This window comes from Chryseobacterium sp. PvR013, from assembly GCF_017833095.1.
Taxonomy (GTDB): Bacteria; Bacteroidota; Bacteroidia; order Flavobacteriales; family Weeksellaceae; genus Chryseobacterium; species Chryseobacterium culicis_A.
This window is the reverse complement of record NZ_JAFIBT010000001.1, coordinates 76451-98014: the sequence shown is the minus strand read 5'-3', so window position 1 is coordinate 98014 and position 21564 is coordinate 76451. Positions and strand designations below refer to the sequence as shown.

Genomic DNA, 21564 nt, shown 5'->3' with positions numbered 1-21564 from the left:
TATTATTAAATACATACCTGTTCTGTAATAGTGACATTGTGCTGCTTGGCAGATACCAGAATTGATTTTGGATCTACTTCAATTAAAGACTGCCTTTGCGGGATATTGTTCACCAGTATTTTAATATCATCAATGTAGTCTACATAATACAGCTGCTCCAGATAGTTAACCAACTGATTCACATTCAGCTCTACATTAAAATCAATATTTTCAGAGTCTGTAAAAGCCCATGGCGATATGTACTTTTTAATATCTTCGTCCAGCTGTTTGGTATAAAATGTTTCATCATACTGCTCAAAGAACTTTACTTTTGTTTCTACTTTTGCTTCTTTATAATTAGGATTGATTACCTGAGCTTTCACGTGCATTGTATTTAATTCATTTACATAATTCTGAATTTTATTCAAAGAGGCTCTGCTTACTCTCGGCTGATAGACATCAAAAGCATTTTTATTTTTAATATTCGGAACTACCATCAGGGTAACGTGTCCAGGATCCATATAGGATTTTTCGGAAGTATGATTTAAACATTTTACTTTAAAAACTTCCGGGAATTCCTGTAATACCAAATGTTCGTAATCCCATTGTGTGATGGCTCTGTGCTTATGTCTTAATCGTTCACTTACACGTCTGTAAAACTCGGTATCTGTTTCTTTGTATTTGCCATCAAACGAGTTATAAGGCTGGCTGACAGATTTTACCTGAGGAACTCTGGAGATCAGTTTAGCAATGGTTTTTGCTTCCAGTCCGTTATTGAGATGAGACAGGTCATTATCCTGATTCTGGAATGTTGCTAAAACCGCCTGAGTATAGATTCCCTGGATTTTACATACGGCATCATAGCTTCTTTGTGATTTGGCTCTGATCCAGACTAATCCGTCGGTAAATCTTGTGTGGCTTTTGTCGACATCTTTAGGCACTTTAAACTTGACAATCCCTGATTCCAGGAACTTTCTGGTCTCGTTCTGCAGCATATAATCCGACAAACTCATCCATGAATTGTTTGAAAGGATATGCCATTCTATAAATTCTTTTTCCAGGAAAGGATCTGCTAAAGGATTTTCACTTCCTTCCAGCATTTGAATTAATAGTGATACTGTAGTCTGAGGCATTGCTTCCAGGCCAATGTACAATTCACCTCCATTTTGGTGTACCGGTACAATGCTGTTGGTTTCTACTTCTTTTTCGTATTGACCGAATACGTCTTCATGATACAGCTGTACTTCTTTATTTTTTGAAACTTCTCCGGCAGATTCTCTTTCCAGGTACGAATACACATTTTCTTTCGCACTGTAATTCAGCTCTATATCTTCAGCAAAAGGAATATACGGCTCGTTGGGAATAAGCTTTTTAAAGGTCGGATTACTTGATAATGCCAATGTATACAGTTTAGGATACACATCCTGTAATGACGACTGATTCAGTGTTACCCTGATGGTCTCGCTTGTTCCAGCCTTATTACTTGCATTATTTACAGAAAACTGAATGTTATAAGCGTCCTTTCCTTTCGTGAATACATCAATATCATTGGCCTTTTCGTACCAGATTTCCTTATCCAGCAAGGCAACATCCGCTTTGAAGTAAGCATCAGAACCTACGATTGAAGAATTTTTTAAGCCCTCAAAATCGGTTAAACTTATATTTTGATTAGGCTGAATAACATATCCGCTGTATAAATCTTTTATAGAATCCGGAGCATTCTTCCAGTTGATCGTAATGTCTGCATTCTGCCATTTTTTGGAAAACATTTCAGGACATTTGATATAGAAATTAGATCCTTTAACAGGTTGTGCGGTGAAAGGATAATAAGGCTTTTCTGAATTTAAGGCCCCATTGTCATTTTCTATCTGAATTGATTTTACTCCTTTTACATCAACCGCTATTTCGATGTTCTTGATTGATTTTTCTGAAAGAGCTTCATATAGATCATAGTATTTTTCTCCTTCGATCATCAATCTTACCACAGGGAAACTGGTTTGAAATGTTTCTGCCAGCACTTCTTTATTGTATTTTACAACAGCCGGGAACTCTTTTTGTAATGTAATAGAAAGTTCTAATCTTTCTTCTTCGTTTTTAATACATGTTAAAACAGCACCTGACAACCATTCTTTCTCTCCGCTGCAAAGCACTTTGATATTATTTTTAATATCTGTTTTTGAAAGATTTTGTAATTTTTGGGTTGAATTTTTATTAAAATCAATCTTAAGGGTGATGGTACGGTCTCCTTCTTTTAAATCAAAAAGTGAGGAGGCAATTGAAAAGCCAAGTTTAGCTTTTGGAAGTTCTTTATAAATGGATTTATTTGAATTGGTCTCATCGGAATTATATCCAAACGGCCACCAATAGTTACCGTCTGCCGGCAATTTATCACCCAAACCGTCTGCGGAGTTGGCTACCGGAGCCATTTTCAGTTCTCTTTTTTCAACATCGTTTAAAAAGCTTTTGATCTCCACTACTTTGGCCTGATTGGCAACAAGTTCATCACCTGTTTTGTAGATTCGTTTTTTGCCATTAGCGTCTTTATTCCCATCCAGCAATGTACCCACTGGAATTCTTTCCTGAATCGCTTTTTTGGCGAGTTCAAAAATCACATAGACTTTGTCTGATTTGGCATCATTTTTCTCAATTTGAAGAATTTCGTTATAATAGAAGTCCAGGTGCCTTTTCGTCAGATTATTAAATGCTTTTTTTGAGAAATCCAATAATTTTAAAAAGCAAACAAATAATGTCAGGTGAGGCGTCAGGCTGCTATCCTGTTCAAACTGGGACATAAGATCTGTAACCTGTTTTTTCATACTTTTATACTCAACGCTTTCTCTACGAGGGATAGCGTCGGCATCATCACCCAGGAAGAAGTTTCCCCACTTTCCTTTTGGTTTTGTATTATCATCTTTGTCAAAATAGTTTACATGTTGAGCAAAATTGTTTGCGAATAATAGCCAGTCAAACAAATCGAAATCGTGTAACTCAAGATTCCCAGGATCTAGTTCTGCTAAAAAGCGCTGCATTTGTGATTTTCCTTCACGATAATGTGAAAATGTATCTGTTTTTTTCATTTGTTTATATTTATCTTTCTATGGTCAGATGCAATACTTATTGTAGTGTTTGGTAGTATTCAAAATGGCTACAGACATCCCGTAATTCATTATATTTCGGTAGCTTCTCCTTTGTAAAAAGGGAAAACCATATTGCTTCTTGTATTAGTATTTCTTACTTCGTAGTCAACTTGTATTAAAACTTCACCCTGAAGTTCTTCCTGAGTATCAATTTCAATACTTAGAATATTGATTCTGGGCTCATGATATAAAATAGCACGCTCAACGATTCCTTTCATTTGAGTAATCAGCGTTAAGTCCAGAGGTTTAAAGAGCATTTCCTGCAAGTCACACCCATAGTTTGGGAACATGACCCGTTCACCAGGGCGTGTTGACAATAAAATCTTAAGGCTGTTATTGATGTCTTCTACATCTGTGGTCATGGCCAGTTTTCCTTCAGTCTCGTTAAACTCAGGCGGAAAACTCCAGCCTGTTCCTAAAAAATCTGTATTTATTTTCATACGTTATTTGTTATATTGAATGTTCACATCCTTCATCTGTAGCATAGAGTTTTTGGTTATTCTAACCGTTTTTATTATTGATGTTTTACATTTTTATTTTTAGTCAGATTCTATGTATACGGGAGCTTATGATGGTCTTAAAAGCTGCCTTCCCTATTATCCGCCTATTAAAACAGTAGCATCACCTGCGGTTATTACCCCTCCATGAGCGGTAGAATCTCCCATTCTTGCGGCAGGTTTTCCGCCTATCAAAACACTTGAGGATCCTGACGCAATGGTGTCCGGTGGCCCTGTACATACTGCTTTATCTCCTTGTCTTGCTGCAGGCATTCCGCCGATAAGTACCGTGGGTTCTCCTGCCGGAATGATAGGACCTCCTACATGGGGAACTGTTCCCGTCACCATAGGGCAGGTATGCATATCTGTAATTCTTGCTGCCGGTTTCATGATTATTAATTAATTTTAACTTGAGATCCTTTTACTACGGTTACTGCTCCTGATTTAAGCTCAGAACCTGAACTTCCTTCTGCTTTGAGCTGAGCGCTCGCTTTTACATTAATGTTCTTTCCCTCCATGTTGATATCACCCTTTGCTTTGATCTTGATGTCTTTCCCGCTTTCCATACTAATACCATCTTTGTTAAGAGTAAGAATATTAGAGTGTTCGTCTTCGATTTTAATAACATCTGCATCTTCATCTACGATTACTTTTTTGCCTTTTGGAGTTTCAAGCGTATATGAGATTTTATCATCATTAAAGATCATTTTCATTTCGCTCCGGGTCACAAATCCTTTTTCATGGTTATCGTCAGAAGCTACAATAGGAGCTGGCTTTGCACTGCTGTTCAGCATTCCAAGTACCACGGCATCATTGGGATCATCATTAATAAATCCGATGATGACTTCATCTCCGATTTCGGGTCTGAAGAATGATCCTCTGTTTCCTCCGGCATCAAGGGTAGCTATTCTTGCCCAAATCCCTTCTTCCTCGTTATTGATGATAGGGATCTGCACTAAAATTCTATCTTCTCCGTCCGGATCTGATTCCAATTGAGATACGACTCCTACATGTAATCCGCTTATAGCAGGAATAATTCCTGAACCCGGCATTTCACTTATATCATAGGTTTCTGAGAACCATGTTGGAGAAAGTCCGAACTGAGCGTCTACCAGCCAATTTCCTTCGGCAATTTCATGGCGGACACCGGTTACGTATATTTTCCCATTGAATCGGTTTCCAACTCCTTGAAGCGTCAATGAAACTCCCGGCTTTACCGATGGAATTCCCTGGAATTTTACTCTTCCTCTTGTTTTGGCTAATTGCTGAAAAGTGGCTTTGGCATCTCCCCATTCCTGCAGTTCCCCCTGAGTAAGATTTCCCCCATGCTTAAGCTGCAGGTCTTCAATTCCGAAAACATCTGCTAAATCCCCTGATGAAAGATTTCCATTGAGGGTAATGGCAGGATCCTGAGCTTCCACTTCAGTGAGTTCCTGATCGGTATAGCTCCATGTTTTGGCTGTAATTTTGTTGAATTGGTCTCTGGCGTCAATTTCTCCGTCAAATTCATGTACAGATGATCCGTAAACTACTGTTTCTATGGCTTCACCACTAAAATCAGGTTTAGCAATTTTGATGGTTCCGTCTTCAACGGAGCAAAGTTTACCGTTGGCCTGTGCTCTGGTGAGCATAAAATCCCAATCAGAAGCCTGGTATTGAACCAATTCTTTATGTGAATTGGAAGTCGTTTCAACATCGGCAGTAAGTCCGTTGTTACCCACCAGTTCTTCAATAACATCACTATCTGTACTTTCGTAGAAATATTTGCTTTTTCTTCCTAAGGTCATTTTTACAGCCTTATCTCTGCATTCTACAATGAGATAAGAAGAACCGTTTCTGATTTTGATATTGTGCTTTACGACAACTCCTTTAAAAATGGTTTCTTCTTCAGAATGGTATCCAGCGGTAATCTCAATTTCTTTTCCGGGAATTAACAGATCTTCATTACTGAGCTTGAAATCCTGGTCCGGTACACTTCCGTCTAAAATAACAATGCGGGCATAAGGAATTCTGTTGAATTCTTTTTCCACAATAATGTTTTTCACTCCGTACTTCCCCGGCAGTTCTGTGCCTCCAGACATGACCTTATAGGTAACTAAATCTGGATTTTTTGCTGTTTGTATGTATCCGCTATTATTCATATTATGAAACTTTTTCTAACGGTGGAAAGAATAATTCCTGCCCTGGTTTTAGCTGTCTGAAATTGACAAGATTATTTACTTTAGCTACTTCCAGATAGTATTTGGAATCTCCGTAAATTCTTTCGGTCATTAAGGGCAATGTATCCCCAGCCTGTACTATTCTTTTATGGGTAAGATCCGGAGAAGAAGTTTTTACAGTTCTTGCTGCAAGTTCCTTACTCACTGCTCCTGCAAATGTTGCTTTTCCTACAGCTCTCAGAGGAGTTCCATCATTATTAAATAATTTGTAATCTATTGTAAATTCAGTCAAAACCCCTTTAAATTCAAATTCTCCCCAAATAATTATAACATTATACGGTTTATGAATCGAGCCATTATAATTTCCGGTAGCTACATAAAATTCAGCTAATTGATCTTCTACTGCTTTTTTACTGAAAGGATTTCTTTTTCCCAAGCCTTCCTTTATTTTATTGATAAGCTTATTACCGGAATTGGCTTCTGTTACGCCTGTACCGTCAAATAAAAATTCCAGTTGTAAGGATTGAGGAGCTGCATTGATGTATTTTGGGTCTGTAGCACTGGCTCCAGGTTCCTGTGTCGTATTATATTCATTTTTACGTGTAAAAGAGAAACCTGTCGGATTAATAAGAGCCACAAAAGCAGTACTACTAATCATTCTCCCATATGTAGAATCTTCGTACGTTCCTATCTTTATTTTTTTTATTTCGCCTCTCATTATCTTTCTTTTTTACGGTGTTCTATCTTTGCTGCCTGTTCTACACTTTCGCTGATGGCGCGCATGAGCTGTGCTTCATCTACCGATGTGGCAGTTGTAACTACTGCTGCTTTTTCGTCCACATTTATTTTAATGTGAAGCTCTTTTATTTCTATTGGCATTTCGTTTGTTTTTTAATGATCATTAATATTCAAAACACTAATAACCAATGATTTAACATGTTTATTTAAAAAAATCCAAGCACATGAAGGGTGTGTTCAGTCTCTGTTATAGACCAATCTGTTGTTTTTTATGAAAAAAGATTTAGGTAAAATTTATCTTTAAACTAACACACGTTCAGGTGCTTAGATTTGATTTAGAAATTACAAGCCTAAGCTTGCTAACGATGAGGGTATTGTGAAATATCTATATTTCAGTTCTATGGTTTCAATAGCAAGTTTGCTTTCTTCTGCGTTGAATTCGGATACTTCCCATCTTACGGGGTATGCTCCTACTACATTCCAAACCATTAGGGGTGCTGTAGACTGAATCCCGCCTGAAAGAGAAATGATCAGGTCTCTGGGTTCAAACTGGAAGTTTTCCATCGCATTTCTACACCAGCTTATCAATCCGGAACTTACGATTAACCCACGTTTAAGAACTAAATTAGGATATTTGGGTCTCAAAGGAAGTTGGTGTGTAAATCTGTTTTCGCCTCCTTCGGCATATTCTTCAGTTCCAATTTCTGTTGATAAACCAGATATAGATTGAAATCTGGAGTCAATACCCTCTGTTGTTGAAATCCCATTAACAATAAAAGAGAAACTGGTTGGAGGATATAAAACTGCCATGATTAGTTATTTTCAATAGTTAATCCTTCGTGTGCAATTTCCAGGGTTTCAATAGCCACCTCGTTACCTTCAGCTTTCAAATCTGTTGATTGTAATTTAAGTGGGAATGCATTTTTCACTTTCCATGTTACTGCAGGAGCTCCTGTTTCATCTAAAAGGGAGATCGTGATAGATCTGCGTTCTACTGTACTTAGCTGAATGCTTTGGAACCAGTCGAAATATTCGTTATCAGTTTTAAAAGTTCCTCTTTTTAAGGTGATGTTACTGAAACTTTTCATTCCAGGCATTTTAATCTTACTAAAGTCAGGACTTGCGCCATGTCTGTATTCAATTAGAGCTGCTTCAACATTTAAACCGCTGACTTCCTGAAATCCTACTTTTGTTCCGCCCCAATCTACTTCAAAGGCAAACTTTACTAATGGATATGTACTCATAATATTTTTATATTTAATTGTTATTTAATTGTATTTTATGCTTCCTGTAATTTATGTGAAAAACGTAACACGATAAATTCAGCCGGGCGTACTGCAGCCATACCGATCTCGATGTTCATTCTTCCTTCTAAAATATCCTGAGCTGACATTGTTTTGTGCAGACCAACGCTTACGTAATACGCTTCTTCCGGCTTGCTTCCTGCCAATGCTCCATCTCTCCATTGCTGGTCAAGGAAATTCTCAATCATAGCCTGTACACGAACCCATGTATTGGCAGTATTCGGTTCAAAAACGAAACGCTCTGTAGCTTTCTTCACAGATTCTTCCACCATGTTGAAAAATCTACGTACAGGTACATATTTCCATTCGTTACTGTTTCCGTCTAATGTTCTTGCTCCCCAAACCAGCGTTCCTTTTCCTGTAAAAGTTCTGATTGCGTTGATTGATTTTCCTGCTACTGCGTCTACGTTAAGACCGTCTTGCGTTTCATTAGAAATTTTTACAACAGGTGCCAGTACATTGCTGATTGCCACGTTGGCTGGTGCTTTCCATACTCCGGAAGTACTGTCTATTTTAGCATAAATTCCGGCAATTGATGAAGATGGAGCCAGTACTACTCTTTTAGATTCAATTTCTTTTTTAGCCTGGTTATATAGCGCTGAACTTCTTGATTTCAACCATGCTAACGTATTTCCATTTTGAGGCATTACAACATCCACAAGAACTCCAGCATCGTTTACTTCTTTGTAGCTCTCGATTTTAACATCTTTATCATCAAAGCCATAGCTTAAAACAGTCTCCAGTTTTGGATAATAGGCAGCTCCATATTTTAAACCTGCAGCATCTACTCCGGCTCTGAAAGCAGCAGCATCTGCAAAAACATCCATAATAACGAACCTGTCTTTCAAATCTTCTGCCTGATCCAGAGCTTTATTGTATAGCTTGTAAGCATCTGCTCCCAAAACTTCAGCATCCGGGAAAACAATAAGTGTAGGTTCGTCTTCTTTTTCTAATGATTTTAATCCGAACCATAGACCGCCGGCAACTGTTTCTGTTCCTAATGCAGGAGTTTTTTCATAGTCCGCTACTGAAACAATATAGCATGGTCCGCCACCGTTAGCAAAATACATTTGCATAGCATAATGCATTTTATAAGGACTTAGCTTGGCGTTGTCTATTTTTGCCGTTACAACAGTATCTTCAATCGTAACCGAGAACGCTGTTTTTTCATCTTTTGCTCCTCCGAAAATTGTTTCGTATTCCAACATAGAAGAGATTCTTGTCGGCTCATTTCTTGGTCCTTTATCTGTATGTCCGATAAAAGCAGGGATCGCCGTTTCTACTTGTGCTACAGATGGTGGGAATTTCGCAATTTCTTCTACGTAAACTCCAGGTGTTTTGTAATTCATTTGTTAAAAATTTAAAGTTAATATTAGTTATTTTCAATAGTTAATCCTTCGTGTGCAATTTCCAGGGTTTCAATAGCCACCTCGTTACCTTCAGCTTTCAGATCTGTTGATTGTAATTTAAGAGGGAATGCATTTTTCACTTTCCACGTTACTGCAGGAGCTCCTGTTTCATCTAAAAGGGAGATCGTGATAGATCTGCGTTCTACTGTACTTAGCTGAATGCTTTGGAACCAGTCGAAATATTCGTTATCAGTTTTAAAAGTTCCTCTTTTTAAGGTGATGTTACTGAAACTTTTCATTCCAGGCATTTTAATCTTACTGAAATCAGGACTTGCGCCATGTCTGTATTCAATTAAAGCTGCTTCAACATTTAAACCGCTGACTTCCTGAAATCCTACTTTTGTTCCTCCCCAATCTACTTCAAAGGCAAACTTTACTAATGGATATGTACTCATAATTTATTTTTAATTTTAATTGTTATTTAATTGATTTTATGCTTCCTGTAATTTGTGTGAAAAATTGAGTACGATAAATTCAGCAGGACGAACTGCAGCCATACCGATCTCGATGTTCAATCTTCCTTCTAAAATATCCTGAGCCGACATTGTTTTGTGCAGACCAACGCTTACGTAATATGCTTCTTCCGGCTTGCTTCCTGCTAATGCTCCATCTCTCCATTGCTGATCAAGGAAATTCTCGATCATAGTCTGTACACGAGTCCATGTATTAGCAGTATTCGGTTCAAATACGAAACGTTCTGTAGCTTTCTTCACAGATTCTTCTACCATATTGAAGAATCTACGTACAGGTACATATTTCCATTCGTTATTGTTTCCGTCCAATGTTCTGGCTCCCCAGACTAATGTTCCTTTTCCAGCAAAAGTTCTGATCGCGTTGATTGATTTTCCTGATGCAGCATCTACATTAAGCAGATCCTGCTCTTTGGTAGAAATTTTTACGGCAGGAACATCTACTAAACTAAGCCCTACATTAGCAGGCGCTTTCCATACTCCGGAAGTACTGTCTACTTTGGCATAAACTCCGGCAATTGCAGAGGATGGTGCCAGCACTACTGATGCAGACTCGATTGCTTGTTTAGCCTGATTATACATTTCAGAATTAGCACTCTTCAATGCGGCTAAAGTTGTAATCCCAGATGCACCGGTAACTAAAACATCGGCATCTTTGAAATCATAGCTTAAAACAGTCTTCAATCTTGGATAATAAGCCGCACCATATTTCAAACCTTTAGAAGTTACTTTATCTCTAAAAGCAGCAACGTCTTGAAGAATATCCATAATGACGAACCTGTCTTTTAATAATTCTGCCTGATCTAAAGCTTTATTGTACAAAGCATAGATTTTCCCAATAGCAACAGGATCACCTGCTCTGGAAGTAACAAGACTGCTGGCAGCAAGAGCATCAGTCTCCATCGTAGAAGCCGTAGTAAAATCTGTTTCAAGAGCAGTAACAACAGCCTGAGCAGCAGCCTTAACAGTAGCCACAGTAGCATTAGCAACCGCAGCAGCAGCCTTAACCGCAACTACAACAGCCTGACCACCCTTAGCACCAGCAATCTGTAAATCGTTAGGATTAGCAACATTAAACTCAGCTGCCTTAGCAACGGCAGCAGCAACAGCAGCATCTACATTAGCCCCTGCAACAGCGTCTGCAACAACGCCTGCAATACTTTTAGCGGCAGAAGCAACATTCTTAGCATATACTGCAGACGTAACAACAGCAGAAGCAGCAGCAATATCAGCAGCAGAAGGAGCTAAACTTTGAAGATCCGGAAAAACGATTAGAGTAGGTTCGTCTTCTTTTTTTAATAATTCAAGACCGGATAAAAAAGCTTCCGCCGGTGTAGGAGCACCTACAGCCTCCTGGCTTTTATAATCTCCTGCAGAAACAATATAACAAGGGCCACCACCATTGGCAAAATACATCTGCATGGCATAATACATTTTAAAGTCGCTTACCTTGGTTGGAATTGCTGTCGCAACACCATCTTTGAAAGCCACAGCGAAGATTTCCGGATTTGCTTTTCCAAAAATTTCTTCATACTCCAACATCGAAGCAATTCTCGTTGGTTTATTTTTCGGTCCATCCGCTGTATACCCAATAAAAGCAGGGATAGCCGTTTCAACTTGCGCTACGGAAGGGGGAAATTTTCCTTGTTCCTCCACGTAAACTCCAGGGGTTTTGTAATTCATTTTAAAAAATTTTACGTTAATATTAATTATTCTTCGAAGTAAAACTTCGGATATTTATTCGTGATTGATTTTCTCTTTTTAGAACTGTTGCAATTTGTGCGAAAAATTGAGTACAATAAACTCTGCCGGGCGCACTAATGCTATTTTAAGGTCTACATTCATTATAGTAGTTCCTTCTACTCCTTTAACGGTTACTTCATAAGCCTCTTTCGGAGTACTTCCCGCTAATGCACCCTCCATCCATTGCTGGTGAAGAAAATTTTCCAACATTGTTTTTGCCCGTAACCATGTGTGAGGGATATTAGGCTCATTCATAAACTTGTTGAGTGCATCATTGATCGATTGTCTGATCATATTATAATAACGGCGTACATGTACATACTTCCATTCGTTATCTTTCCCCTCATTATTTTTATCTTTCCCTTCAAGGGTTCTGGCTCCCCAGATTAAGGTACCTTTTCCTGTAAAAGTTCTGATTGCATTGATTGATTTCCCTAAAACATCCATATGTAATGCAGCCTGTTCATGATCGGAAATTTTTTCTGTCGGAGTAATGACATGGTTAATATTGATATTGGCCGGAGCTTTCCATACTCCTCTTGTGCTGTCTATTCTGCCATATGCTCCTGCTATTGCTGATGATGGCGGTAAAACAACTTTTAATGACTGCATTTCTTTTTTCACCTGATTATACAGTGCCGAATTGGATGATTCCAGATTTTTAAGTGTAATCCCGTTAGCATCTCCTTTTTCGTCTTTTACTTCAAGAATTGCAGTTTTTAATGCATCAAACTCTTCACTGAAAGCCGGTGCATTTTCGTCTAAACCATCGGGAATCATAAAATCATCTATTATTCCGTCATATATCGCTTCCAACACAACTTTTGCCTCATCAATTACTTCTGTTAAAGTACTTTTTTGATCGCCTGCATCAGCTATTTCATTCACTTCTTCTGCTATTGCAATAGCCTGATCTAATAAGTCGGCAAGAACGTAAGCATCCGCAGAACCGGTTGAGATTTCGGCATTCGCTAAACTTTTTAATTCATCTAAAGCAGCGATCTCACCCGCATAAAAAAGAGCACTTCCTTGTCCTGCTTTTTGTAAACCGGTATGTACTATGGGTGTCTTAGTCTCATCAAAAGTATAATTCAAAATAGTTTTTAAGTGAGGAAAGTAGGCTGCCGCATGATTAGCCGGGTTTACTTTATTTCTAAAAGATTCAATCGTGGTAAGATTGTTTGATTGGATAACAGAATTTCCGTAATAGGTATCCAGTATAACAAATCTGTTTTTCTTCTCATCTTTAGCTTTATCAATAGCCTGATTATAAATGCTATAAAATTCGGATTCATTGGTGAGTGAAATAGCATCAGGGAAAATAATAAGAATCGGTTCTTTAATGTTTTTATGATCGATTTTAGCCAGTCCTGCTTCCAATGAGGATAATTGTACTTCTGCTGATGTATAATCCCCTACAGAAATGATATAACAAGGTCCGCCGCCATTGGCAAAATACATTTGCAGCGAATAATGCATTAAAAATTGTACCTGAGGGGCTACAATAGTTACTCCTTTGCCTTCTACATCCTGTAGCTGAATATTTTCTTCTTTTGCTTTTCCAAAATATTGCTCATATTCTAAAAGAGAACTGATAATGAAAGGCTCATTATACCCAACAGGGAGTAGTTCGGTATACCCAATAAATACTGGCATAGCTGTTTCTATGTAGGCAACCGAGTATGGAAGTCTTGTAATTTCTTCAACAGAAACACCTGGTGTTGCTGGATTTAACATGTTTAAAAGTTTAAAGGGTTATTAGTTTTTAGTTTAGTTTTTAGTTTTTAGTTTTTAGTTTTTATGATTAATCAACTTTAATACTTTGTATATGAATGTCATTAATTAATTTAACAGGAACTACCTCCTTCGCTGAAATCTTGATCACACTGATTTTATATAAAGCAGAAGGCATTATTTTTCCGCCTAATAAACCCCAGACGTAACTTAGCTGTTCAAAGGGAATGGAATGCAGTTCTATTCTGAAACTGAAATTGTTTTGAGGCTCAAGGTCAACATACTCCAATACATTCTTGGCCTGAAATACTTCGATAACTTTTGAAATACTTAGTAAAGATTTGCTGTATGTACTTCTGTTGGCAGCGATCATTACATATAGATTTAAGTAAGCAGGAGTACTTTCTTTATCATATCGTACCGGATTGTTTTCTACCACAACCGGTTGATACCTTGATCTGTTTTTCAATGTTGATTCTTCCTCAATATTGAGCAGACTAATTACTACTTTGTTACTAAGGCCTTCCGTGTTGTCATCATGTTTGGCGATGTCATCAACAACAGCAATTTCAATTTCGTTAGGAACGTTAGGATCCCATAAACCATCCGGAGCATTTAGCTGATTTTTTAAAACTGTTAATACTTTATTAATCATAATTTCTGTTCTTAATTATTATGGTGCAAACATACAATCACGCCCCCTCAAAAGACAAATATTTTGGGCGCTCAATACAGTCTTTGCAGTAAATCTGATTTTAATTCTCATAGAAGAAAACTAAAAACAGCACCATTAATATACTGAGGATAAATACGTTAAAAACGATAGTGAAAAATCAAATTTTAATCCGAAGATTTTCTTGCTCTCATGAGGGTCAAATTTCAGTCTGTTAACTGAGTCTTATTCTGCTTAAAAAAAACATTGTATTTCAACAGATGATCATCCCTAAATCAAATAGCTGTTTTTATGAGTTCAGCATTTTTTGGATGGTAAATAATCGAATAGGTTGATTGAGTGTCTCAAAGTATAAGTTCTCCAAAAAAACATATGCTTTCCTGATGAGAAAGATCAGCTTTTTTGCATCCGGCTGTTTACAGAAAATATGAATCTGCATCATTAGGAAATGATTTTGTCTTTTACTGCAAAGACAGAATAGAGCGGCCTTATCATTCGAAAAATAGGAGCTCTTCTTTCTAATTTTGACCCAATAATTTTAAAAACATTAATCATATGAACATTAAAAATCTTTTCAGTAAGCGCAATGAAATCATTGGCGGCCATTTTAATGAGCTACGGTCAAAATTGGGTGTGGCAGACCAAAATGAAGAAGCTATTTTCTCTTTAAGGGAAGAAATTTGTAATGCATGTCCTTTAAAAAACGGCAACAATTGTAACGCAATGAAATGGCTCAATCCAGAGACCCTGGAAGTGATAGATGGTCCAAAAGACGGATTTGTCAGAGGCTGTGGATGCAGACTGAGTGCCAAGCAGAGATCTAAACTCAGCCTTTGTCCTGCAAGTTTCTGGGGTGGAGAGTTCGACAAAAAGTAACGGTCTGACGATTCCCAATATTGTATCATTTAAACCTCTTTAATGTGAAGCAAAATCATATCATTCAGAAAGTTTTTCTTGAAATTACCGTCAACAACAAAGAAAAGGCATTGCGTATAAAAGATGATATCAACAGCTTTTTATCTATTGATGTTTTTCCGGAAATAGAAAAGCATATCAGGGCTTTAGAATATAAGTTGGCTGGTCATACGTTGCAGATTCCCCGTTTAGAATTAAATGTGGATGTAAAAAGCAGCGCATTAAATATGGAGTTAAAAGATCAGATAGCTGAACTCTTTAAAGATGAACTGTCAGAAATTACTAAACCTATTGAAACTTCTCATCAGGAAACAGAAAGTGATACTAAAGCCTACCTGGTAGACAATCAGGAAAAGATGCTCAAAGCATTGATCTATTTTTTAGAAAAAGGAGCTATGCCCTGGTGGAATTCTGAGAGCAATACTATGGCTATATTGGAACCAAAGGTTTTTAACCTTCTAATTTCGGCCAATAATTTTCAAAAGAACATAGTATCTGTTTTGTCAAAAGAAAATGTCCGAAACCGGCTTATCAATCAGCTTTCCAATGAACAAATTGCTCAATTATGCCTGGCAATTTTGAAAAATAAGGAGTTGATGGTCAATCTGGAAACAGATACAATACACCATCTATCGAAACTGAATCATACGGATAGAATTGCCATCTGGCGTTTGATCTTCAATGTAATATCAGAGTATTTGACTACATCCAATCCTCATCTCCGGGAGTATCTTTTACGGGAAATTTCAACAATAGAACAGATGGGCTTATCACAAACAAAAAGCAATCATCAGAACAGGAAAACAGTAGTTAAGATATTCCCTTTTATTACAGAAAATGAAATTTCTGAAAGCCTCAAAACGAATGCTGCAGATCAACCTGAAAATGTAACAACTTCAATAGAAACCATTCAGGAAAAAAATGCTACAATTCAGGAAGAGGTAAATCAGAACGAGGGACAATACATTCAAAATGCAGGGCTTATTTTGATCCATCCATTCATCAAAACCTTGTTTGAACACTGTGAGCTCCTTGATCCAAAAACCCAGCAGCTTACTGATCCGGAATTGTGCGCTCATCTCTTACATTATATCGCCACCGGAAAAATAAATGCTCCTGAATACGACATGATTTTTGAAAAATTCCTGTGTAATATCCCAATGCATCAAACAATTAACAGGCATATTAAACTTTCACGTAAGCATAAAAAACAGGCTAAAAATGTAATAGAGAGTGTACAGCACAACTGGGCTCCCATGAAAAAATCATCTGCTGCCTTATTGCAAAACGAGTTTTTCCAGCGACCAGGGAAATTAGTCATCACCGACTCTGATTACACCCTTACCGTAGAACGAAAAACACAGGATATTCTCCTTGAAAAACTTTCGTGGGGAATTGGTCTCGTAAAACTCCCCTGGCAGAAAAAATTCATATTCGTAAACTGGTAATAACAGGTTACATTTTCTAAATACTCTGAAGCTTTCCCAATCTCTGAAGTTGCTGATTTTACATCAGCAATACCCTCACTGCAACCCTATTAATTCAAAATAAGATTATGAAATCTCCTATTAACCATGAACACTCATCATTAATAAAAACACCTATTAATGAAAAAACAGAAATAATCAATCCCTTACTCCATTCCAATACTGTAAATCATAACTCTTTAAATGAAGAAATGAAATGGCTGCAATCACTTATTGAAAAGCGATGCAAAGAGTTGTTTCTGGAAGAGGATATAGAATTGAATGGGTATTATGAAATACCTGAACCTCCAAAATCAGATGACCAATCTCCTTATTCCATTACCATAAACACCCACCAGCTTACTGTTCTGGACAGAATCATTTTAGCTCTGGGCATTGCTTCGGCGCATTATCCGTCTATCCTCAAAACCTTTGTCCAGATAGAAGAAAGCAGCAATGCATTTGCTATTGAAGCAGGTGGTGAATATGATAAAATCAGCCGCAGCTTTAAACCGACTTTTCAAACTGCACTTTTTTTGCTGGCAGGTAAAGATTTATCACTGTGGTCAAAGTATGGTGCCCAGCTCATCAATGGCAGTGTATTGTTGAAAAATGATCTTATTTACAACCGTTCTTCAACAGAATTTATTCATGGAAAAATTGAACTGGATACCGCTTATCTCAATTATTTTTTATCAGGGCAGAAACCACAGCTGGATCATGGTTCTTACTTTCCGGGCAGGCTTTACAAATCTGATCTCACCATGGAAGATATTATTCTGGAAGATAATGTGCGAGATCAGATAAAACCTATTGGACATTATATAAAAGCATTGGAAAACGGCTTTTTCAAAACCGATGAGCATAGCTTTAAACCAGGCTTCATTGCTTTATTCTACGGTGCACCGGGAACAGGGAAAACGATGCTTGCCGGAATTCTTGCTAATTCGTATGGTATTGATATGTACCATGTAGATCTTTCACAGGTAGTGAGCAAATACATTGGTGAAACTGAGAAAAATCTTGAAGTGTTATTCAACAGGCTGCAGGGAAAAAACTGTATGCTGTTTTTTGATGAAGCTGACGCTTTGTTTGGGAAACGTTCTGATGTAAAAGATGCCCATGACCGCTACGCCAACCAGGAGGTCTCCTATTTATTGCAGCGAATAGAAAAATTTGACGGATTAACAATTCTGGCTTCCAATTTTGAAAATAATATGGATGATGCTTTCAAGCGCCGTATTGATGTATCTGTCAATGTAATACGCCCTACAGAAACAACCAGAAAAGCTCTTTGGGAGCATTATTTGCCTAAAAACATAGCTTTTGAAAGTAATGATCTTTTACAACATTTAACCAAAGAGTATACCTATACCGGTGCTAATATCAGAAACATTATGAAAAATGTAGCAATGGCATTACATGACCGTAATGAAACCCGTATTACCTATTCATTAATAAGCACTTATTTAATGATAGAAAACGAAAAGGCTTTCGGAAAAAACCAATCCCGCCTCAGCCCATTTGTACAAAAAACAGAATAACACCCTTAGCACGGCATAATAAAAACTCATCTAATAACCAATACCATGAGCAGACACAAAAAAACATTTGCCCCCAGGGCCGGCAGGTCCGATAAGCAAAATACCCATAGTAAAGAGGATAAAGATAAGCATGAGCAAATCACCGATCAGGACAGCAAAATATCCCTTGCAAAAACAGAATCTACCCAAATAACACACGACCCTTTTAAAAACAGAGCATTTAGAAAAGTAGAAAAAAATATATCTGTTATTCAATTATTTGACAAAGGGCAGCATGTTTCAACACTTCATAACGCCCTTAATACATTAGGACATAAAACCTCTGAAAATAAGAATCTTTTCTGGAATGAAACAAAGACCGGGATCATCAATTTTCAACGTAAGAATAATATTAATACTTCCGGCACTCTTAATAGGGAAACCTTGCTGAAAATGAATGAAGCATTGAATTTCTTAAACAGTCGGAAAGAAGTTGGGCTTCCTGTTTCTGAACGTGCGAAAATGCTGTACGAAGCTTTTGAACACAGAACACTAGGGATTTTTGGAGGAACTGATGAAGATAAAGTCTTCAGGGCTTTAGAAAAACTTTCCTATGAAGAAAGATACGAGCTTATTCAATATTATGATGCAACATACAGACCTAAAAGAAAAGTAGGGTTAGTACAGGACTTATATGAAGAATTAGGCAACAAAGACTTATTTAAAGCGATACGGCTATTATATGCAAACTATGAAGAGCCACAACCAGCACTGAAGCCAGAGCCACCACACCCCGAAGGTGAGCTGTTGCAGGAAGTTGTTGTCACAGGTAAAGGATCATGGATTAAGCCAAAGACAAAGTATGCCATAGAAGGACAACCTATAGAGTTTGATTGTATCTATCAATATGAAACACCTGTTATTAGCGCCAAAGGAAGCAACCCTAAAATGCCGGAAGTTGTCCGGAAAGTATTGATCCAGAATGACGGCAGAGTATACAACTTTTTTGAATACCCTTTTAGAAAGGATACTAAAACATTCGGACAGGATGGAACTGCAATCAGTCAATTTTCTATTAACACCCATAAATCAGGGAACTATACATTTATATTCATCATAGAAAATACCATAACAAAGGAATTCAGGGCTTTAACCAAAGAATATCAGGTTAAGACCCTTGAAGAGGCGGCAGCTGGTGATTTAAAAAAGAATAAAATCCAAAATTATTCAGATTTCAGACAGCAGGTAGCCTTTATTGAGTTCAATCTTTCAAAAGGAGCAGCTGAAGAGCAAAAAAGCAATCCAAATTTCTTTATTAAATCCGAATCTAAAAACCCTGAAGAAGTTGGAAATGTTTATCCTAACCATATTCCACATTTGTATTACTCAATTAAAGGGCAACCTATTCCTAAAGATCATCATTATTTCTGGTTTGCAGAAATCAATACTCCAAAAGAAATGGGACTAGAATATGCTAAAAATGCCAATGTCTTCGGTTATAAAAGAGGAGAATACTTTGGGCGGGATGGCTGGAATATGAATTCGGCGCAGGCAACAGCTACTTTTGTGGGCTCACTTACAGGAGTCTTTATAATCCATTGTCTGGTATTAGACAAAAATAATAATCCAACAGGCCAGGAAGCATCTTACCGACAGGTTATCTTACCAAAAGATGATTATCAGGCTCTAAAAAACGTACAGGAATATAAGAAAAATATTGATAAAAGCTTTAATACGATTGCTCCCAAAACAGCATTAGCCATTAATGCCGTAGCCATCAACGAGGAAACAACAGAAACCTTGTCACTCAATGTATTTATAGGAAAAAGCAAAAAAAATCCAGCCAATTATGTACTCACAGATCTTACTCCGGGCGTACAACATCAGCGCACTTATGAAGGAAATAATTTAAAAGATTTATTTGAAGAATTTGACAGTAAAAACACCTATCCGGATGGTATTCTGGCTTATGAAATTCCGTCTAATACATTCGGTTATCCTACCCTAAAAGGTAATTTCAGTACTAATGGAGCATCGCTTTGGGAATCACTTTCCACCGGAGCCGGGTGGGCTTCTTTAGGTTTCGCAGTTGCAGGACTGGTAGCCACATTTACACCGGCAGCACCTATTGCTCCTTACTTATTTATAGCTGCAGGGGCCACAGGTGTCACTTCCGGAGCCTCCAGCATTATTGATAAAGTACAGAAAGGAACATTGACCAACGAAACCCTTACTTTGGATGTCATTATGATAGCTTCCAGCTTTTTAGGGATGGCAGGCTCATTATCCAGCATCGCTAAGGCATCCTCTATTATAAAAATATCATCAACAGGGATGCAGTATATCATTTTAACTGATTTTGCCCTTAATGGTACTGCTGCTGTGATGATTACAGCTGATGGTTTAGAAAGTATACAGGATATCCATGATAATAAAAACTTAACAACAGCAGAAAAAATAGATGCTATCGTTAAAATTTTAGGACAATTGACATTAACTGCAGGATTGGTGGTGCTAAGCAGTAAAAACTTAAAAGGAGCAGAATTAGAGAAACTGCCAAAGGTAAAAAGACAAACATCGAAGCAAACCTCAAAAAAACCTTACAACCCGGAGCAGCATAGCGAATTTATTGATACGCCAGAAAATTTAATGGGCGGAAAACTACCTAAAAACACGGTCAGCAATAAACCAGCAGTACACGCTCTGGAGAATACTTATAAACAACCCGATTTTAATAAGTTCCTAAAATCCGTTGAAACTGGTTTTCCATCTGATGAAATAGCAAAACAGGCTTATGATTTATTTAAAAATAAAAACTGGAAACAATTAGAACAATTGTTTACGGATAAAAATCTCAATGGAAACTGGCCTCCAAACCGTGGAGCAACAAGCACCCTGGAGGTTACCTTAAAAGAAGGAAGCATTTTTGACAGATATGGCGGATGGATCGATGAAAACGGAGTTTTCCAGGACAGAGGAACCTTTGCAGGAAAAGATGGCACTCCTTATACAGACAGAGCTTTACCTAAAGGAACAGATAGTAAAACTTATACAAGGTATAAAGTATTGAAAGATATCACTCAAGTCAGTGAAGGAGAAATCATCCCTTGGTTTGGAGAAAAAGGTGGAGGTATTCAGTATGAACTGCCGGCATCTATCAATGATTTAATAAAAGAAGGATATATAAAACCTATCGGTAAAACATCAAAAAATACTAATTTAGCTAAAGCAAGATCCATTAAAGGGAAAAAAATTCGAAATAATAAAAATGAGGAAGAAAATTTAGTAAAAGACGATAAAACTACCATTGTAAGCAAAGCTGCAGCAGATGAAATAGATGCCATTATTGACTTAAGAAAGAAACAAGCTATTGAGTTTTATCTTAAACATAATCCTGATATGAAAATGAGAGATATTGAATCTCATATTGCAGGGATTGATTTTAGCAGCCCAATCGAAATCGTTAAACTGTCAAAAGGAACAGAATTAATACAATACACAAAGGTAAATACGGAAGGAACGGTATTAAGAGGAGACTATTATACTGATAATCCGCTCAATACACCGAATGAGCTTGGAGTTTCAGATAAATATAATGTCAGAGATCCTAATAATGGCTGGAAACAAACGCAAGAGCTAAGAAATGTTAATAAAGAAATAACTAAATTACCAAAAGATGCAGAAGGCTTAAGGAGTACTTCAGCTAAAATTGATGACACATGGTCAAGAATTGACTCAGAAGGTAACCCTATCTCAGTTCATACAGAAGGTGGTGGAAGCCAGCTATATATACCAAAAACTCAATTTAATTAAACAA

General features: G+C 37.4%; 17 protein-coding genes. 4 read left to right on the top strand and 13 right to left on the bottom strand.

The window, feature by feature from the left end:
• Window positions 1-5: 5 nt before the first annotated feature.
• The 13 genes from JOE44_RS00445 to JOE44_RS00385 form a co-directional block, all read right to left on the bottom strand.
• Window positions 6-3056, bottom strand: coding sequence for a baseplate J/gp47 family protein (locus JOE44_RS00445; protein WP_209783854.1), 3051 nt, complete (start codon window positions 3054-3056; stop codon window positions 6-8).
• 89 nt (window positions 3057-3145) lie between these two features.
• Window positions 3146-3556 carry a GPW/gp25 family protein gene (locus tag JOE44_RS00440; protein WP_047378134.1) on the bottom strand — a complete coding sequence of 137 codons (411 nt, stop codon included), beginning with the start codon at window positions 3554-3556 and terminating at the stop codon, window positions 3146-3148.
• Between the two features lie 156 nt (window positions 3557-3712).
• Window positions 3713-4003 (bottom strand): PAAR domain-containing protein, encoded by a 291-nt coding sequence (locus JOE44_RS00435; RefSeq protein ID WP_034699500.1) that lies wholly within the window; start codon window positions 4001-4003, stop codon window positions 3713-3715.
• A gap of 5 nt (window positions 4004-4008) precedes the next feature.
• Window positions 4009-5754, bottom strand: coding sequence for a type VI secretion system tip protein VgrG (vgrG, locus tag JOE44_RS00430; protein ID WP_209783853.1), 1746 nt, complete (start codon window positions 5752-5754; stop codon window positions 4009-4011).
• 1 nt (window position 5755) lies between these two features.
• The gene (locus tag JOE44_RS00425) at window positions 5756-6490 is read right to left on the bottom strand and encodes a LysM peptidoglycan-binding domain-containing protein (protein ID WP_245169665.1); all 735 of its coding nucleotides are present in this window, start codon (window positions 6488-6490) and stop codon (window positions 5756-5758) included.
• Window positions 6490-6651 carry a DUF5908 family protein gene (locus tag JOE44_RS00420; protein ID WP_209783852.1) on the bottom strand — a complete coding sequence of 54 codons (162 nt, stop codon included), beginning with the start codon at window positions 6649-6651 and terminating at the stop codon, window positions 6490-6492. The genes JOE44_RS00425 and JOE44_RS00420 overlap by 1 nt, the downstream gene beginning before the upstream one ends.
• A 201-nt stretch (window positions 6652-6852) precedes the next feature.
• Entirely contained in the window at window positions 6853-7320 is a 468-nt protein-coding gene (locus tag JOE44_RS00415; RefSeq protein ID WP_047378137.1) for a phage tail protein, read from the bottom strand.
• Window positions 7321-7322: 2 nt separating this feature from the next.
• Window positions 7323-7754: a phage tail protein gene (locus JOE44_RS00410; protein ID WP_047378138.1), complete on the bottom strand. Its 432-nt coding sequence runs from the start codon at window positions 7752-7754 to the stop codon at window positions 7323-7325.
• Window positions 7755-7789: 35 nt separating this feature from the next.
• Complete coding sequence (locus tag JOE44_RS00405; RefSeq protein ID WP_209783851.1) at window positions 7790-9163, bottom strand: phage tail sheath C-terminal domain-containing protein; 1374 nt, start codon at window positions 9161-9163, stop codon at window positions 7790-7792.
• Window positions 9164-9186: 23 nt separating this feature from the next.
• Entirely contained in the window at window positions 9187-9618 is a 432-nt protein-coding gene (locus JOE44_RS00400) for a phage tail protein (RefSeq protein ID WP_047378138.1), read from the bottom strand.
• A 36-nt stretch (window positions 9619-9654) separates the two neighbouring features.
• Window positions 9655-11376: a phage tail sheath C-terminal domain-containing protein gene (locus JOE44_RS25060; protein ID WP_245169664.1), complete on the bottom strand. Its 1722-nt coding sequence runs from the start codon at window positions 11374-11376 to the stop codon at window positions 9655-9657.
• 78 nt (window positions 11377-11454) lie between these two features.
• Window positions 11455-13173, bottom strand: coding sequence for a phage tail sheath C-terminal domain-containing protein (locus JOE44_RS00390; protein WP_209783850.1), 1719 nt, complete (start codon window positions 13171-13173; stop codon window positions 11455-11457).
• 67 nt (window positions 13174-13240) lie between these two features.
• Window positions 13241-13825 carry a DUF4255 domain-containing protein gene (locus tag JOE44_RS00385; RefSeq protein ID WP_209783849.1) on the bottom strand — a complete coding sequence of 195 codons (585 nt, stop codon included), beginning with the start codon at window positions 13823-13825 and terminating at the stop codon, window positions 13241-13243.
• A 573-nt stretch (window positions 13826-14398) separates the two neighbouring features.
• Between JOE44_RS00385 and JOE44_RS00380 the strand changes: the two genes are divergently transcribed.
• From JOE44_RS00380 to JOE44_RS00365, 4 genes are all read left to right on the top strand, one after another.
• Window positions 14399-14719, top strand: a complete 321-nt coding sequence (locus tag JOE44_RS00380) for a hypothetical protein (protein ID WP_209783848.1) — start codon at window positions 14399-14401, stop codon at window positions 14717-14719.
• Between the two features lie 44 nt (window positions 14720-14763).
• The gene (locus JOE44_RS00375) at window positions 14764-16206 is read left to right on the top strand and encodes a contractile injection system tape measure protein (RefSeq protein ID WP_209783847.1); all 1443 of its coding nucleotides are present in this window, start codon (window positions 14764-14766) and stop codon (window positions 16204-16206) included.
• 107 nt (window positions 16207-16313) lie between these two features.
• Window positions 16314-17768, top strand: coding sequence for an ATP-binding protein (locus JOE44_RS00370; protein WP_209783846.1), 1455 nt, complete (start codon window positions 16314-16316; stop codon window positions 17766-17768).
• Window positions 17769-17813: 45 nt separating this feature from the next.
• Window positions 17814-21560 (top strand): glycohydrolase toxin TNT-related protein, encoded by a 3747-nt coding sequence (locus JOE44_RS00365; RefSeq protein ID WP_209783845.1) that lies wholly within the window; start codon window positions 17814-17816, stop codon window positions 21558-21560.
• Window positions 21561-21564 lie beyond the last annotated feature (4 nt).